The sequence below is a fragment of the Paenibacillus sp. FSL R7-0210 genome (genome assembly GCF_038009085.1).
In the GTDB taxonomy this organism is placed as follows: domain Bacteria; phylum Bacillota; class Bacilli; order Paenibacillales; family Paenibacillaceae; genus Paenibacillus_AQ; species Paenibacillus_AQ silagei.
In genome coordinates, this window is sequence record NZ_JBBPAR010000001.1 from 5,147,619 (window position 1) to 5,162,760 (window position 15,142).

General features: G+C 50.0%; 15 protein-coding genes and 1 pseudogene. 4 read left to right on the forward strand and 12 right to left on the reverse strand.

Features of this window, described 5'->3' with window-relative positions; genetic code table 11:
* Positions 1–62: 62 nt before the first annotated feature.
* The 4 genes and pseudogenes from MKY64_RS21850 to MKY64_RS21865 form a co-directional block, all read right to left on the reverse strand.
* Positions 63–704, reverse strand: coding sequence for an ABC transporter ATP-binding protein (locus MKY64_RS21850; RefSeq protein WP_340955676.1), 642 nt, complete (start codon positions 702–704; stop codon positions 63–65).
* A gap of 4 nt (positions 705–708) precedes the next feature.
* The gene (locus MKY64_RS21855; RefSeq protein ID WP_340955677.1) at positions 709–2,931 is read right to left on the reverse strand and encodes a DUF1430 domain-containing protein; all 2,223 of its coding nucleotides are present in this window, start codon (positions 2,929–2,931) and stop codon (positions 709–711) included.
* A 94-nt stretch (positions 2,932–3,025) separates the two neighbouring features.
* Positions 3,026–3,400 (reverse strand): lactococcin 972 family bacteriocin, encoded by a 375-nt coding sequence (locus MKY64_RS21860; protein WP_340955678.1) that lies wholly within the window; start codon positions 3,398–3,400, stop codon positions 3,026–3,028.
* Between the two features lie 864 nt (positions 3,401–4,264).
* A pseudogene (locus MKY64_RS21865) lies at positions 4,265–4,759 on the reverse strand (general stress protein); the annotation flags it as partial.
* Between the two features lie 341 nt (positions 4,760–5,100).
* Between MKY64_RS21865 and MKY64_RS21870 the strand changes: the two are divergent.
* From MKY64_RS21870 to MKY64_RS21885, 4 genes are all read left to right on the forward strand, one after another.
* The gene (locus tag MKY64_RS21870) at positions 5,101–5,412 is read left to right on the forward strand and encodes a (2Fe-2S) ferredoxin domain-containing protein (protein WP_339253992.1); all 312 of its coding nucleotides are present in this window, start codon (positions 5,101–5,103) and stop codon (positions 5,410–5,412) included.
* 164 nt (positions 5,413–5,576) lie between these two features.
* A complete protein-coding gene (locus MKY64_RS21875) occupies positions 5,577–6,419 on the forward strand; it encodes an AraC family transcriptional regulator (protein ID WP_340955679.1) in 843 nt (280 codons plus the stop codon).
* Positions 6,420–6,514: 95 nt separating this feature from the next.
* A complete protein-coding gene (locus tag MKY64_RS21880) occupies positions 6,515–7,504 on the forward strand; it encodes an aldo/keto reductase (protein WP_036723221.1) in 990 nt (329 codons plus the stop codon).
* Positions 7,505–7,714: 210 nt separating this feature from the next.
* Positions 7,715–8,623, forward strand: a complete 909-nt coding sequence (locus tag MKY64_RS21885) for an aldo/keto reductase (protein WP_340955681.1) — start codon at positions 7,715–7,717, stop codon at positions 8,621–8,623.
* A gap of 192 nt (positions 8,624–8,815) precedes the next feature.
* On the opposite strand, the gene MKY64_RS21890 is transcribed toward MKY64_RS21885, so the two are convergent.
* From MKY64_RS21890 to MKY64_RS21925, 8 genes are all read right to left on the reverse strand, one after another.
* On the reverse strand, positions 8,816–9,115 hold the full coding sequence (locus MKY64_RS21890; RefSeq protein ID WP_340955683.1) for a hypothetical protein: 300 nt from the start codon (positions 9,113–9,115) through the stop codon (positions 8,816–8,818).
* A 94-nt stretch (positions 9,116–9,209) separates the two neighbouring features.
* Positions 9,210–9,941, reverse strand: a complete 732-nt coding sequence (locus tag MKY64_RS21895; protein WP_036723217.1) for a ZIP family metal transporter — start codon at positions 9,939–9,941, stop codon at positions 9,210–9,212.
* Positions 9,942–10,014: 73 nt separating this feature from the next.
* On the reverse strand, positions 10,015–10,971 hold the full coding sequence (gene msrA, locus MKY64_RS21900; protein ID WP_340955685.1) for a peptide-methionine (S)-S-oxide reductase MsrA: 957 nt from the start codon (positions 10,969–10,971) through the stop codon (positions 10,015–10,017).
* A 179-nt stretch (positions 10,972–11,150) separates the two neighbouring features.
* On the reverse strand, positions 11,151–11,513 hold the full coding sequence (locus tag MKY64_RS21905) for a hypothetical protein (protein ID WP_036723208.1): 363 nt from the start codon (positions 11,511–11,513) through the stop codon (positions 11,151–11,153).
* Positions 11,500–11,676, reverse strand: coding sequence for a hypothetical protein (locus MKY64_RS21910; RefSeq protein WP_155991288.1), 177 nt, complete (start codon positions 11,674–11,676; stop codon positions 11,500–11,502). The genes MKY64_RS21905 and MKY64_RS21910 overlap by 14 nt, the downstream gene beginning before the upstream one ends.
* Positions 11,673–11,927, reverse strand: a complete 255-nt coding sequence (locus MKY64_RS21915; RefSeq protein WP_036723207.1) for a hypothetical protein — start codon at positions 11,925–11,927, stop codon at positions 11,673–11,675. Before MKY64_RS21915 ends, MKY64_RS21910 begins: the two co-directional genes overlap by 4 nt.
* Positions 11,928–12,133: 206 nt before the next feature.
* On the reverse strand, positions 12,134–13,291 hold the full coding sequence (locus MKY64_RS21920) for a response regulator (RefSeq protein WP_340955693.1): 1,158 nt from the start codon (positions 13,289–13,291) through the stop codon (positions 12,134–12,136).
* Positions 13,292–13,317: 26 nt separating this feature from the next.
* Positions 13,318–15,093 (reverse strand): sensor histidine kinase, encoded by a 1,776-nt coding sequence (locus MKY64_RS21925; RefSeq protein WP_340955695.1) that lies wholly within the window; start codon positions 15,091–15,093, stop codon positions 13,318–13,320.
* Positions 15,094–15,142: the final 49 nt, after the last annotated feature.

Sequence of the window (15,142 nt, forward strand, 5' to 3'; positions counted from 1 at the left end):
CAGCCTGCACCCTGATTTAAAGGGATGCAGGCTGTTCTGTTATTTTCACGGGCTTCACCTCATCACTCAAGCTTTATAACTCTACTGCATTTTTCAGTAACATATTGATCATGAGTAACGATTATAATCGTTTTCCCTTCGTCATTGAGCTCCTTTAGAATCCTCATGATTTCATTTCTATTCTCCGCATCCAACGAACCTGTAGGTTCATCAGCTAATATTATCTCGGAAGGTTTTAATAGAATTCTTGCGATAGCAACCCTTTGCTGCTCTCCACCCGAAAGTTCATGTATCTTTTGTTTAAGTGCAATCTCTAGACCCATCCGCTTAAGGACAGCCATTTTCATTTTCCGCTTTTCCTTCTTGCCTACTTTAGAATACATAAGTGGTATTTCCAAATTATACTCAACGGTTTCATTATCAATTAATGCATAATTTTGAAACAGATACGAAATCTTTGTCCGGAGAAGCCTGTTTCTACGGAGGGGACCGATTCTCTGATCTTTCTCGTCAAACAATTTAACCCTACCGCTATCAGGCTTTTCAAGTAATCCGAGGATATTCAATAGGGTCGTTTTACCCGAACCGCTTCTCCCCGTAATAGCAACCATCTCTCCCTTTGAGACGGTCATATTTATATTATCTATGACTGTATGATTGTTATACGTTTTACATATATCAACAAGTTCACATATGGTGTTCATATATTTATCCCCCCCCCTTTAAAATCTTCACTTTGTTTTTCTTTTCTATGAGCGAAATAGCTATAGAAGAAGCTGCAAAATCGATCAATAGTAAAATGGCTGCTACTATAATTAATCTAGGTTCAATTTCTCTGTTCATAACACCACAGATCACTATTTGAACTAACCATACGAGTGAAAATAAAATTGCGTATTCCTTATAAGTTCTGAAAAAACCTGTACCAAATAATCTTCGAACGATAAGCTTATGCTGGTTTTTGTTAAAATAGATGATAATATTCTGAGTTGTAAGCAATATGAAGCCTGACGCTAGTCCCAACATAGTAAGGAGGCTTTCCTTCATCGCATTTTGCTTTTGATAAATTTCCTCTAAAATATATTGATCAATCGTAACCAAGTGTTTTAAATTATCATCCACTTTCAATTCTTTAAACTTTGGCTCCAGCGTTTTATACGTTAACAGCGGATCTCTGTTCATCAGCTTTATTTTTAACGGATCTCCCGGTCCCCGCCCTAATATGGAATCTCTGTCTGTGAGCACACTGTTGGACTCGGTTACAACCTCAATAATGGGATCAACTATCACATTGTTCTCAGAAGGAAATACTTTCGGATTAAAACTAAATATCCTTTGATTATTACTAATCCACTTGATGTCAATTTTTTGATTTTGGATCCGATCAGGAATCACCTTTTTGTAAAACTCCTGATCATTTCCCATATTATTTTTTCTCATTTGTAGAAAGAAACTTACAATCTCTTCTTCCTTGTCCCGATATTTTTCAGGCACCAACAACACCCAGTCGCTAATATCCTCAGAGATTTGCACAGCCTCATTATTGATATCAAAAACCGGAAACTCTTGCAGGTAGTTATTGTTTGCCTTTATAGAACGTATTCCTTTCCAATTCCTGTCTAAAAAAAGCTGATCCTCCTCATAACTTTGGGTTTCTATTAATATAGCCCCCATCTTATTCAGCAAGAAATAAAGCTCATCATGCGAAGTTAATTCAAATAAGGAATCCCTTCCAAATATTCTATCTCCGTCGTAGCCATTGTTTACCGGATAAAGTACTCCGTAGTCCTTACTATGCTCCCAATTTTTCAACTCATGCTGCTTATCATTAATAGATGTATATTCCGACCATGTTGAAAGTCCTACTAAGACCAAAAGGATGGAACAACCAATCTTGATAAGCATATTTAACACAAAGATAGGATTGGTGTATTTGTAATGTTTGATAATACTAATGATCTTAATCCTCATAATATACAAATGTGAAACTAGGGAAAGGATGATCAGTAGAAGAAAAACTTTAAGCTGGTTTGAAATCACTGTGTATATAAATATGTAAGATGTATTTTTTACTAAAAGGGCAAGAAGAAATGAAACGGTTACAGAAAATATAAACACAGAGGTTATAAGTTTTCCTACCAGCACAAACCATACACGAATATTTGATACGCCATGCATTTTCAATATTCCTATTCTTCTGGACTCATTGAATAAGTAATAGATAAGTAAAACTACTGCACATCCATAAATGGCATAGCTTAAATAGGTTAAAATGGTGATCCAGGGAAAGGTAACCATGTGCATTTCATCACCATTTGAATCTTTTACAAAATCCTCAGCCGTAAAAATACTATCATTTTTGTTATAATACTTATTCGCCTTATCCACAAATAGGTTTATAAAATCATTAAAAGCTTTGTCGTCAGCTGCTTCTGCATAGTATGTTCCTTGAACAGGAAAAATCTCATAAGATGATTTTAACGGCTTTATGCTGATTCTGTTGTTATCTCCGAAATCTCTAATTACACCAATCTGATCACTACCTTCTAAATGAACTGTAGACAAATAGAAATTAGTTTGTTTGGTGTCGGCTATCGTTAGATATCTGCCCAGGTTAAGCTTAAAATGATTAAAAAGATCTGTGCTGGTTGTCAGCAATATATATTTGAAAATCTCTGCTTCATCGTTCTCTCTATAATTAATACCGGCCCGTAAAATATTCACCTTGGAAGCCTCTGCTGCTGAAGATAATATCGGGTAAACCTCCTCAGGGCTTGCAAGTCCGGGTAAATTCGGAATTACAAATTCCTTGCCCACGGTTTGTTCTATATTCTTAACCTTCTCAAATTCTTCATAATCCGTTCGAAGATATGCAGTATAATAAGAAAACAAAAATGCCGCTACTAGAAATAGTAAGGATATTTTTTTCAAGTTCAACAATCTCCTTATAAGAAAAAAGTGTGATACTCCACTTCAAAAGTGGAATATCACATCATTTTAATGATGACTTTTATCTAAATCCCAATTATTTTTTATAAACATCCCAGTATGCATATCCTGTGCTGCTTTTGTTACCATAGATCTCGGATTTAGCTGTGGTTTTTGCATATTTCCAACCACTTGTATGAGATTCACTTCCTAATTTGGTCGAAGCTTTATGCGACAACTCAGAATGGTCATATTGTGACCATACATGCTTTTGATTTCCAACTTTTTCAGTTCCGTAGTTCCAGGTTCCGCCACCCACACTTGTACTTGCGAACGGAGTAATCATTGCATTGGTTAATTTCACTGAACCACTTGTTGCTCCATTTACACTGGCAGCCATGGCTGGTGTTAACGATGTTAAGGTAAGTACTCCTACAATTGCTATTGAAGTTAATGTATGTTTTTTGAACATTTATGAACCTCTCCTTATAAATTTTTGAGTTTACACAGATAAAGTTAAAATGTAAAATGCTACATAGGTTCTTAGATACCCACCCAATCAAAAACTTTCTCAGGGTCAAGATATGGAGGTATATAGGAACCCTTTTTCCTCATTCGGCGGCCTAATATTTGACATAATTCTTCTCACCTCCTTTCATTATCAATAAAACTAAATTATAAATAAAAGAAATGATATGTTATATCATTCCATTTTTTCCTTTCAACAAGCTTAACACACCAAATTTTGTTATTCAATACTTTGGTGTCTAATCATGGGCAAAAACATCATTTCATGTTATATCAGACAATAGCGAATTCCCCCGGTTCAGTTACGAATCACATCACAAAACAAGGGTCTCCCTAAAGTCCGGCAGGACTTCGGGAAACCCTTCTCTTTTATCATCCTATGCCCATGCGTCACCCGCTGTTCATTCGCCGCTTAACGGGTGCGCCCGTGGTTTCTGAGCAGCTCGCTGTTATCCTTCGCCTTCTCATCAACAAAGCTGCCGGGCCGGGCTCCTTCCTGTCTGGCGGCTTCCTGGGCCTGCTGTTCCTCCCGATCAGCGAGCCTGCGTTCCGCGGTATGATCCGGGATCTTATCGATGCCGTTACGCGTGCCGGAATACAGATCTCCTGTCATTCCCGGCCGTTTCATATCCTCCACTGCGCTTCGCTCCGGGAGATCATGCTCTGTGGCTGAATTCATCGTGTCCAGCCCGGTATCATGTCTGCCTTCCAGACCTGAGCCATTGAACGCCGCATCCACCGCATCTGTTACGGAGTCCCGAGGAGCATTCATTTCTGCAGCTGTTCCAGCAGTCCCCGCATCCCTCATATAGCGGTCAGCATTCGCCGAATTATGGTTGCGGAATACAGTGTATACGTCCTTTTCGCGGGAGATATCTGCATCCACCATGACCAAAATGCGGCCTTCGTCCACATAGTTGTCATAGCTCGCAGCTTCATCCTCCGGAATGCCTAATCCGATCAGCCCGCCAACCAGACCACCCGTTCCAGCCCCTACCGCAACGCCTGTTAAGGTGGCTGCAATCGGCCCCGCTGCGATAATCGGCCCAATTCCCGGAATCGCCAGAGCGCCGATGCCTGCCAGCAGTCCGGTCACACCACCAAGGATACCGCCGGTCGCTGCCCCGGAAGCCATACCCTCCGGCACCTTCGTCCCGGTCTCATCATTGATCGCTTCCACATCGCGTTTATTTCTCGCTATCACTGAGATATCCTCTGTCAGAAAGCCGTGCGCCTTCAAGTCTTCAATAGCCCGTGAAGCTTCATGCTCTGTATGGAACACACCTACAATTTTCTTATTCATAACGATTCCCTCCTGGTAGCTGATTTAGATTGTTAATGGTTTGACTCTCGCTTTACTTTCACATCCCTTACTTAACCAAACCCTTCTCCGCGAAACTGGTAACTTTCGATCTTGAGCCGGGTTCCGCAAAAAAATTTATGAAACAGGAAATTGCCCGCCGGACACATTTTCCACAAATTCAGTGATTTGAAGTCAGCTTAGATTACACTGAATTCTCCAATTGATGACAGTTATTAAGCCTTTGGGAACAATGCTCCGATCTCCTTACAGCGCGGACAAAAGAGACTATACTCATCGTATAACAGGTAAGCTACTCTTATAGAATCCAGGGGGAAACCGCGATGAATATGCGTCTGAAGGTACTTAAGAAGCATCTGCTCTTCTGCTGCAGTGAGCACTGCAATAACCAGGATGTCCTGGATGTCATGCAGGAATTCAAAGAGCAACTGGTGGAGCAAGGGATCAACAAGACGGTCAAAATCAACAAAACCAGCTGTCTCGGCCTATGCGGCAACGGCCCTTTTGTCATCGTGTATCCGGACGGGGTCTGGTATTACAATGTAACGACAGAGGATGTGGCCCGTATCGTGGAGGAGCATCTGGTGAACGGACAGCCGGTAGAAGAGCTGGTTATGCTCAAAATGGAAGCCTGATTCCCAGCAGCCCCAGCCAGCCTGCCTTCAGCCTCATACTCCTAGTCCCTCCCTCCCCGGGCTGGGACTATTTGCGGTTGTCCGGTCCTCCTCCTTCTGAGGTATACTAGAGGTATATGTTCATTAGGAGTGTCATCATCCTTTTAGGAAATGAGGCTGCATGCATGACTGTATTCAAATATAACGCCCATCGCCCTCACCGGGCCAATCCTGACTTATATCTGCATTACTGGGGCCAGGAGCAGTGCGCACCCGGTCATTCATTCGGACCCGGAGTACGCAACCTGTACAAAGTCCACTTCATTCACGCCGGAACCGGCAAGGTAACCGTCGGTGAAGCCACCCATACATTGAACGCAGGGCAGGCCTTCCTCACTTATCCGCATGTGGTCACGCATTATGCTGCAGATCAGGATGATCCTTGGCTGTATTCCTGGATTGCTTTTACGGGGGAGGAGGCGGCCTATCTGTTATCACGAACTTCGCTAACCCCGGAGCAGCCGGTGTTCCCGATGGACCAGGTGCTGATGCCCTCGCTGTCTGCCAGGTTATCGGAGACGGGAAGCAGCGGGGAGCTGCTGGACCTGCCGCTGAAGGTGATGCTCTATGAGTTCTTCGCCCTGCTGCTGCGCACGGTCCCGGCTGCCGACAGCCCGGCTCCGCGCAGCAGAAGTGTCTATGTGGAGCAGTGCCTGCATTACCTCCAAGCCCACTACGCCGAGAATGTGACGATGGAGAGTCTGTCCGCTTCCCTGAAGCTGGACCGCAAATATATGTCGGCGCTGTTCAAGCGGACGGTCGGCTTGCCGCCGCAGCAATATCTGCTCCAATTCCGTATGTCCAAAGCCTGCGAGCTGCTGACAGAGACAGGCTGCACCATCGGGGAGATCTCGCAATCCGTGGGGTATCAGGATGCTTTGCTCTTTTCCCGGATGTTCAAGAAGGTGAAGGGCTGCTCGCCCAAAGAATACCGGCTCCGCCATGCAGATACGGACATTGTGCTATAAAAATCATCCTTGCTGACATACGATTGAAAGCGTTTATCCGCTACAATTAGGGAGGTATGAAGTCCCGCACAACTTAAATTTAGGAGGAATCCAATATGTATATCGCCAATCCTGAACGTTATGACACGATGAAATATAACCGCACCGGACGCAGCGGCCTGCTGCTCCCGGCCATCTCCCTCGGGCTGTGGCATAATTTCGGCGGCAATGATGTCTTTGAGAACGGCCGCGCTATGGTCCGCCGGGCATTTGACTTAGGAATCACCCACTTCGACCTCGCTAATAACTACGGTCCGCCCGCCGGCTCTGCCGAAGAGAGCTTCGGGCAGATGCTGAAGAAGGATCTTGCCCCTTACCGCGATGAGCTGATCATCTCCAGCAAAGCAGGATACTATATGTGGCCCGGCCCTTACGGTGAATGGGGCTCCAAGAAGTATCTCGTCTCCAGTCTGGATCAGAGCCTGAAGCGGATGGGGCTGGATTATGTAGACATCTACTACCACCACCGTCCAGACCCGAATACGCCGCTGGAAGAAACCATGTCCGCCCTCGACCTGCTGGTACGCCAGGGCAAGGCGCTGTATGTGGGCCTCTCGAACTATAGACCGGAGGAAGCGCGTGAAGCCGCACAGATTCTCCGCCGCCTGGGCACGCCTTGCCTGATCCATCAGCCGAACTATTCGATGATGTCGCGCTGGATCGAGGACGGCCTGCAGGATGTGCTGGAGGAAGAGGGCATCGGCACCATCGCCTTCTCCCCGCTGCAAAAAGGGATTCTGACGGACCGCTACCTGAACGGCATCGCAGCCGATTCCCGCGCAGCCGGACCGAGTGTCTTCCTCTCCGAGAAGGAGCTCACGCCTGAGGTGCTGGCCAAGGTTGGCAAGCTGAACGAGATTGCGGCTGCACGCGGACAGAAGATGTCCCAGCTCGCCCTATCGTGGGTACTGCGCGGCGGCAAGGTGACCTCTGCACTGATCGGGGCAAGCAAGATCAGCCAGATCGAGGATGCCGTAGCTTCACTTAATGCGCCTGAGCTAAGCGCGGAAGAGCTGGAGCAGATTGAGACGATTCTGCGCGGATAAGCCGGGGCGGATACTGCACCTGCCGAACCTACAGATCATAGATTATGACGGCAATCCTGCCCACCGCTCGCGGTGGTGCAGGATTCTTTTTTTGTGCAGATCTCCCTAACCCATTGAACCTTGAAGCATTCCCTCCCGAGTGCTTACGGTATGCGTGAATGCTATAATGAACTCATTCATAACCATCACTGCGTAACGAAAGGACATCCGATGAAGACTAACCGATTGGGGCAATCCGATTTACATGTAAGTGCCATGGGGCTTGGCTGCATGTCGCTGGGGACAGAGGAAGCGCAGGCCACCGCCATTATCCACGAAGCGCTCGAACGCGGAATTAACTTCCTGGATACCGCCGACCTCTACGATGAGGGCCGCAATGAGGAGATTGTCGGTCAGGCCATCCGGCACCGCCGCGCCGATGTGATCCTGGCGACCAAGGTGGGCAACCGCAGAATTCCCGGCAAGGAAGGCTGGAGCTGGGATGCCTCCAAGGCCTATATCCGCTCCGCTGTGAAGGAGAGTCTGCGCAGGCTGCAGACCGATTATATTGACCTGTATCAGCTGCACGGAGGAACGCTGGAGGATGATATCGATGAGACGATTGAGGCCTTCGAGGAGCTGAAGCGGGAAGGGGTAATACGGCATTACGGCATCTCCTCCATCCGGCCGAATGTGATCCGGGAATATGTGCAGCGCTCCGGTATCGTCAGCGTGATGAGCCAGTATAGCATTCTCGACAGACGCCCGGAGGAGAGCATTCTTCCGCTGCTGGGCCGCGCGGGCATCAGCCTGATTGCACGGGGGCCGCTGGCGAGCGGCATTCTGACCGATCATGGCCGCAGCAAGGCACAGCGGGCGTATCTCGACTATACGGAGGCAGAGCTTACGGAGCTGCATGATCAACTGATGAGCCAGACTACCCTTACCCGGACGCTGACGCAGACCGCGCTGCAATATCCGCTGGCCGATCCGGCGGTTGCCGCCGTGATCCCGGGGGCCAGCAGCCTGGAGCAGCTGCGGCAGAATATTGCGGCTGCCCGCTCGCAGCCGCTCTCTGCACTGGAGCTTGAAGCTGTACGGGATTTCAGCAAGGCAGGACGGTATACCCTGCACGTATAGAGCGTGCTTACGGCCAAGTGGAAACGGCTTCGCCGTCCTTTTAAAGGACGGTACCGTTTCAGCGAGAAATAGAAGGATAATTTATAGCGTAAAATATATAAATTCTTATATTTTAACAGAAGAAGCTGTCCGGAAACTGTAGGCATTACAGTCTCTGGACAGCTTCTTATTTTTTGCTTAGCTTCTTATTTTCTACCTACGCACGCGATTCCTTGCCTTAACTATCCACGTAATTAATGCAGCCACAAATACCACTGCAGTAATGAGCCAGGTCAGCAGAAACGCCATGCCCAGCCCGATATTGGCATCCAGCGCTTCCCTTCTGCTCTCCAGAATCAGCATCACTGCGAGCGGCGCTCCGCTGGCTATCAGGAGAACCGTCATGCTGTAGCGGGCGAAATTCGTCCGCTTCTGAATAGCCGTGTATAAGCACAGGTATGAAGCAATCAATAATACGAAGGATAATACAGCTTCCCATTCCAGTCTAACCATCCTGTCATCACTCCTTCTCAATAGGAACCGGGGATTGCGTTATAGTATAGCGGCTGCGGCAGGCAGATGCAAATGACACTGCCGCTGAAGCAGCCTAGCCAAAAAACTGCGTAATATAGACCATCGCCAGCAGCCCGAAGATAAACGAATACGTCGAGGGCCGTTCAAATCCGTGGCCGTGGCTCTCCGGGATCAGCTCCTTATACACGATGAAGAGCATTGCCCCGGCAGCAAATGCCAGCCCGTATCCAACCACATTCTGTACATAGCTGGCTGTAAAATACCCGATCACAGCCGACACCATCTCCATCAGTCCGGTCAGTGCGGCTATAATTAGGGCCTTGCGCCGGCTGGCGCGGGCATTCATGAGGAAGATCGCCAGAATCAGCCCTTCCGGCATATTCTGAGCGCCGATCGCAATCGCCACCATTGGGCCGAGGCTTGTCTGCTCGCTGGCATAGCTGAAGCCTGTGCTGAGCCCTTCAGGGATGTTATGAATGAACAGCGCAATCATGACGAGCAGCGCTTTGGAATCCAGATTGCTGAGGCCGGGCTTATTCTCCACATCGATATGCGGAATATGACTCTCGATCAGATCGAGCAGCAATACGCCGGTAATCAGCCCCAGAGTCAGCGCGGTAATACCCGATTCCTTAATGGCTTGCGGCATCAGCCCGAAGGTGCTTGCAGAGACCATGATCCCGGCGGTGAAGGCCACCAGCACATCCTTCCACAGCTCGGACAGCCGCCTTACGAACAGAATAGGAATAACGCCCAGCACCGTTGCCATTGCAGACAAAAAGCTGCCTAAAAGTGCACCCGCCAAATCTTCAACCCCTTTTGTGGACAGGACTATAGATCAAGCATATGCTCAAGGCAGCTATAAATAGACCCAAGCTTCAAAGTCTCACATACCGTCCCAGCCCCCGGTCTTCAAGCTCTGCCTTCGGGACGAACAGAAGGGCGGCAGAATAGATATGATAATGCTGCTTCGCCGGCTCCGGTCCGTCAAAGGTTAGATACCCCAGATAAGCTCCGCTTAACCTGCTGCGCAGCACAGTCCGCACCTGTCCGCCGCTATAATCGGCTTCCCGCCGGATTATCCCCTCTTCCACCGGACCCGTGAAGCTGGGCCAGCCTGTGCCGGAATCGAATTTGGCTGCCGAGCTGAACAGCGGATCACCGCTGATCACATCCGTGTAAAGGCCCTCCTCGAAGTGGTCCCAATACGCATTCTGGTAGGCAGGCTCCGCGCCTTTGTTCTGGGTGACCTCATATTGCAGCTCCGTGAGCTGCCCCCGCAGCCGCTTCTTATCCTCACGGCTGTTCCAGTGCAGCGCTGTGAAGTCGTCACGGCCCGAGCCCTTCTGATATAACTTATAATCCAGCGGATGGGTCCGGTAATAGTGCTGATGCTCCGCTTCCGCCGGATAGAACGGCGCAGCCGGCAGGATGGGCGTCACAATTGGCGCCTTGAAGCGCTTGCTGGCCTTCAGCCTCTCCTTCGACAGCTCCGCCTGCTTCCGCTGCTCTTCATTCTGAATGAAGATTGCCGGAGAGTAAGAATGCCCCCGGTCCATGAACTGCCCGCCGTCATCCGTCGGATCGATCAGCTGCCAATAGATGTCCAGCAGCCGTTCATACGGGAACAGCTCCGGATTATAGACAATCTGCACCGCCTCCCGGTGTCCGGTAGTTTCCGATCCTACCTCTTCATAGGTCGGATTCTCCGTATGCCCTCCTGTATAACCCGACACCACCGAGACGATGCCCGGCAGCTCGTCGAACGGCTTGACCATACACCAGAAGCAGCCGCCGGCGAAGGTCGCCAGCTGCAGCGTATCATTCGAAGTCAAACAGACCGCCTCCCTGCATGCTTTTCCCCTATTATATCTGAATATCCCGCTTCTCCAAAACGGTCAGGGTGATGGTTAGAGACAGCTGTTTCAGCTGGAGCTGGTGCTTTTTCATATTGAGAGAGATGAACGTGGCGGAGGACAGGTGTCCGAGGGGGAATGATGGGGAATGGGGCTTGCTATTTCAGTTTCTTGCGCTCACGGCGGGGCTTGTGCCTATGGTTGCTGTCCCATAACTCCTTGTGCATCAAGCCTGCGAATACAAGCATGACAAGCGTCAGCACCAGCACATACTCCCGCAGGATATCGGATAAGCTGCCGGACAGATTCAGCCCGAGAATAATGTTCAGCCTTCCCCACAGCAGATTGAGACACAGAAGCGCTACTGCCCCATAAGTTACCCATACACTGCGGAGGTACAAATTATAGGTGCGCATAGGCCCCCGTCCGATGAAATATTTGCTGTAACGGATAACATATGCGGTAAAAGCGATCAAGGCGATCAGTTCCAGTGTAATCAGTACCAAGTCAATAATGTCCATGCAGATCATCTCCCCTTCTACCTAAGCCAGTGCGGTGCAGATCAATAAGCCTCTCTAGATCATTGGATTCATACGCCTCCTGAATTTGGCCCAGGGTCTCAATTTCCCGTTTGACCCGGCTGGGCTTCAGCTCGTGCTTGCGAAAGATATCGAGGAGCTTCACTTGTTGACGACCTCCTCATCATTAGGTTTTCTCTCTGCGGTTCCTCTCTCAATCAGCAGCTTCACGAGCGTACGGTTATATTCGCTAAGCTGCTTCTCATTCTCCTCATCGCGTTTCTGATAATTCTGAATCACTTTCTCTTTATTCGCAATTTGCTTAACACTCCAGATCAAGGCAGTAGATAACAGAACATTCAGCACGACTGAACCGTTGTTATCTACGAAAAGGCCAGTCAATGCACTGAAATCCATCTGTATCCCCCCATTTCCTAATGTAATCGGAACGGATTCGCGCCTTTACCCCTGTCCACATTTTTGGCGAAATTCCTTGCCGCCACTCTAACAGAATCACCCTCAAGGTAATCTACTCTAGCAATAGCCATTCTGATTGGGTTGAGCAGCAAAAAAAAACCGGAGGACCCGTAATCCGGGCCCTCCGGAGAAGGCTGAAACAAAGATTATTTGAGTTCCGAGATCCGCCGGACCAGGGAATCATACAGATAGATCAGATCGCCGGAGGGCTTGATGCCAAGCTCGCGGCTTAGCAGCCGCACGTAGTCTGTGTAGACGGCATTGAGGCCTTTTTTGTCTCCGGCCAGCTCGTGCACGGCCATCAGCTGGCGGATCACCGATTCATCGAGCGGATTCCGCTTGTTCAGCTTCAGCAGCAGCTTGGAGGCCGCAGCGGAATCCCGGCTGGCAATGAGCGCTGCGGCCAGCCGTTTGACGAAGGAGGCATACAATTCCGCATAACGCTCCGTCTCATGGATGGCCCACACATAAGCCTTGTCGCCGAACAGCTCTCCTGTATAGAGCTGCTCGATACGCATAGCCCGCTCTATATCCGGGGGTTCTATGGTGTGCAAGGCGGCTGCCTCCTGTTCAAATTCCAGATAGTCGATAACCGGCGCCTGAAGCTCAAGCGCATACCCATCGTTCTCCGAGCGGATCGCTTCACGCAGGCCCAGCGGCTCCAAAGATTTGCGCAGTTGATAGACGGTAGTGTTAAGATAGCTCTCCGCATTGGCCTTATGCATGCCGCCGAAGATATCCGCAACCAGCCTGGAACGGGGGACGCGCTTTCCCCGGAGCAACAGCAGATAGGCAAACAGCTCAGCACATTTACGGGAGGTCCATTTGACCCGGCCTGCCCCGCTGCTCACGGCAACATCCCCGAGCATCGTGAGCCTTACCCGGCCGGAACCGGCCGGAGCCTGCACCTCCGACAGAGGGGAGAGCCGTGCCGGAGCAGCCCGCCGCTGGGTAAGCACCCGGTTCACCGTGCGCGCAAGCCGCTCCTGGGAGACGGGCTTGACCAGATAGTCCAGCACGGACAAGTCGTAAGCCTCCAGGGCAAATTCCTTATGAGAGGTCACGAACACAATTTGCACTGGAGAACCGGCAGCCGCCAGCCTGGCTGCAAAGGCCATGCCGCCCTCTCCCGGCATAGAGAGGTCCACGAAGGCAAGCTCCACATCCGGGTGCTCCTCCAGAAAGGCAGCAGCCGGCTTCGTATCTGTGAACGTACCCGCAAGCTCGACTTCAGGCAGCTTAAGCAGCATAGTGCTAAGAATCAGATGCATCATCCGTTCATCATCGACCAGTATAACCTTCATTTATATATCCTCCCTCCCGCTGCCCGTTACTCCATCCGTTCTCCTCCTGCCGATCCCGGCAACGTGAAGTAGAAAATCGTTCCACTTCCCGGCTTGCTCTCAAACCACAGGCTCCCGCCATGGATGCGCACGAATTCACGCGCGAGCGCCAGGCCGAAGCGAGCATCTCCTGCCTCCTCCCCCAGCGGCGCCTTCAGAATCGGCTCCTCCAGGCGCAGCATGTCTGCGGTCGCTTCATCAATACCAATCCCGTCATCGCGCACAGACAAGATAACCTTCTCCTCTTCAAGCACGGCATCAACCTCAATAGAGCCGCCTATTCCCGTGAATTTGATTGCGTTAGAGAGCAGATTACGCAGGATCAGATCCAGCATCTCTTTATCCGCCCGGACGGTCAGTTCGCTGCCGATACGCTCCGTCAGGCGGATCTGTTTCATCCCGGCCTTGGTACCCGCCAGCATCAGGGCCTGCCGGACCACCTGCTGTACACTCCAGGCCTGCGGATGGAAGGAGACCTTTCCCTTCTGGCTGCGGTACCAGTCCAGCAGATTATCAACGAGCTGGAATGTATTACGGACCTGCCCTTTGATCTCCCGCACCACCTCCGCGTGCTCAGCATCCGCAGCCGTCAGCTCGTCGCCCAGCAGCTCTGTCAGGCTGACCAGCAATGCTACCGGATCGCGGATATCATGGGCCACAATGGTGAACAGCTTGTCCTTGAAGGCATTCAGCTCGGATAGCTGCCGGGCATTCTCGCGCAGCCGGACCTCGCTCTCCTTCAGCTCCGTAATGTCGCTGAATAAGAGGATTTTGCCAATAGGGGTGATGCCTGTATCATGAATGAAGGACAGACTGCAATTATAGTACAGGCGTCTTCCGGCCTGAAGCCGCTCGTAGGCAAACCGCTCGTCCTCATCGCTTAAGCCCCTAAGACGTTCAAGCAGCTCCCCGCTGCCGGCAAGCACCTCCGTCATATCCGCCGGGTAGCGCCTCTTGCTCCCAAGTTCGGGAAACATCTTCTCTGCGGCACGGTTGTAGCTGACGATCTGGTTCTCATAATCGAACAGAAGGACACCGTCCCGGATCGTCTCGAACACCTGCGCCATCGCCAGCGGAGTCAGGCGGAGCAGGTTGAATCTGAGGATACCCCAGGCGTAGGCGATGCCCGACACTGCAAATCCGAACGGTGTGAGATCAATCCGGGTTCCGGTCCACAGGAACAGATTGAGCAGCATAGGCGCAACCGCACCCAGAAGCAGAACAGCAATCTGTTTGCGTACAATCGGCAGCGCCCGCACAAACATGGATATGAACAGCGCAATCCCGCCAAGCAGCACCAGATAATTATACGCAGCATGGATGTTATACCACAGCCCCTTGACGGTGTAATACAAGGAGACCGAAGGGTCCGTATTCAACATAAAATCCCGGTAGATTAGATGATGCCAGTCATTGGTGAGCTGCAGGATGAAGATGACGGCGGGGATCAGGAACAGCAGGGCGATCAGTCGCTTGCGGAAGCGCGCAGCGGCTCCGGTGAATTGAATCGCTTGTACCAGCCATAAGGTGGAGACAAAAGGAATACCCAGATATTGAATGTGCAGCGCCAGCTTCACCTGGCTTAAGTTCCCGCTAAGCAGCTCAAGACCATAGCCGAAGGCGTAGAAGGCTGCTGTCAGCATAATCAGAATCATCGTTCTGGCAACAGGCAGATGTCTTTTCTGGTACGACAGGAATGACACAAACAGCATCAGTGCTGCTGCAATAAAAAGCATAATCGACATCCAGTGCCTACTTTCCACGGCTGCGTCTCCCTTAATAACAAATTCTATTAAGTTAGGATAGCACCTT

What these genes read in the sequence shown, in the direction of transcription:
- MKY64_RS21850 (WP_340955676.1), bottom strand. Translation starts at nt 704, where the DNA reads ATGAACACCATATGTGAACTTGTTGATATATGTAAAACGTATAACAAT.
- MKY64_RS21860 (WP_340955678.1), bottom strand. Translation starts at nt 3,400, where the DNA reads ATGTTCAAAAAACATACATTAACTTCAATAGCAATTGTAGGAGTACTT.
- MKY64_RS21870 (WP_339253992.1), top strand. Translation starts at nt 5,101, where the DNA reads ATGAATATGCGTCTGAAGGTACTTAAGAAGCATCTGCTCTTCTGCTGC.
- MKY64_RS21875 (WP_340955679.1), top strand. Translation starts at nt 5,577, where the DNA reads ATGACTGTATTCAAATATAACGCCCATCGCCCTCACCGGGCCAATCCT.
- MKY64_RS21880 (WP_036723221.1), top strand. Translation starts at nt 6,515, where the DNA reads ATGTATATCGCCAATCCTGAACGTTATGACACGATGAAATATAACCGC.
- MKY64_RS21885 (WP_340955681.1), top strand. Translation starts at nt 7,715, where the DNA reads ATGAAGACTAACCGATTGGGGCAATCCGATTTACATGTAAGTGCCATG.
- MKY64_RS21890 (WP_340955683.1), bottom strand. Translation starts at nt 9,115, where the DNA reads ATGGTTAGACTGGAATGGGAAGCTGTATTATCCTTCGTATTATTGATT.
- MKY64_RS21905 (WP_036723208.1), bottom strand. Translation starts at nt 11,513, where the DNA reads ATGGACATTATTGACTTGGTACTGATTACACTGGAACTGATCGCCTTG.
- MKY64_RS21915 (WP_036723207.1), bottom strand. Translation starts at nt 11,927, where the DNA reads ATGGATTTCAGTGCATTGACTGGCCTTTTCGTAGATAACAACGGTTCA.
- MKY64_RS21920 (WP_340955693.1), bottom strand. Translation starts at nt 13,291, where the DNA reads ATGAAGGTTATACTGGTCGATGATGAACGGATGATGCATCTGATTCTT.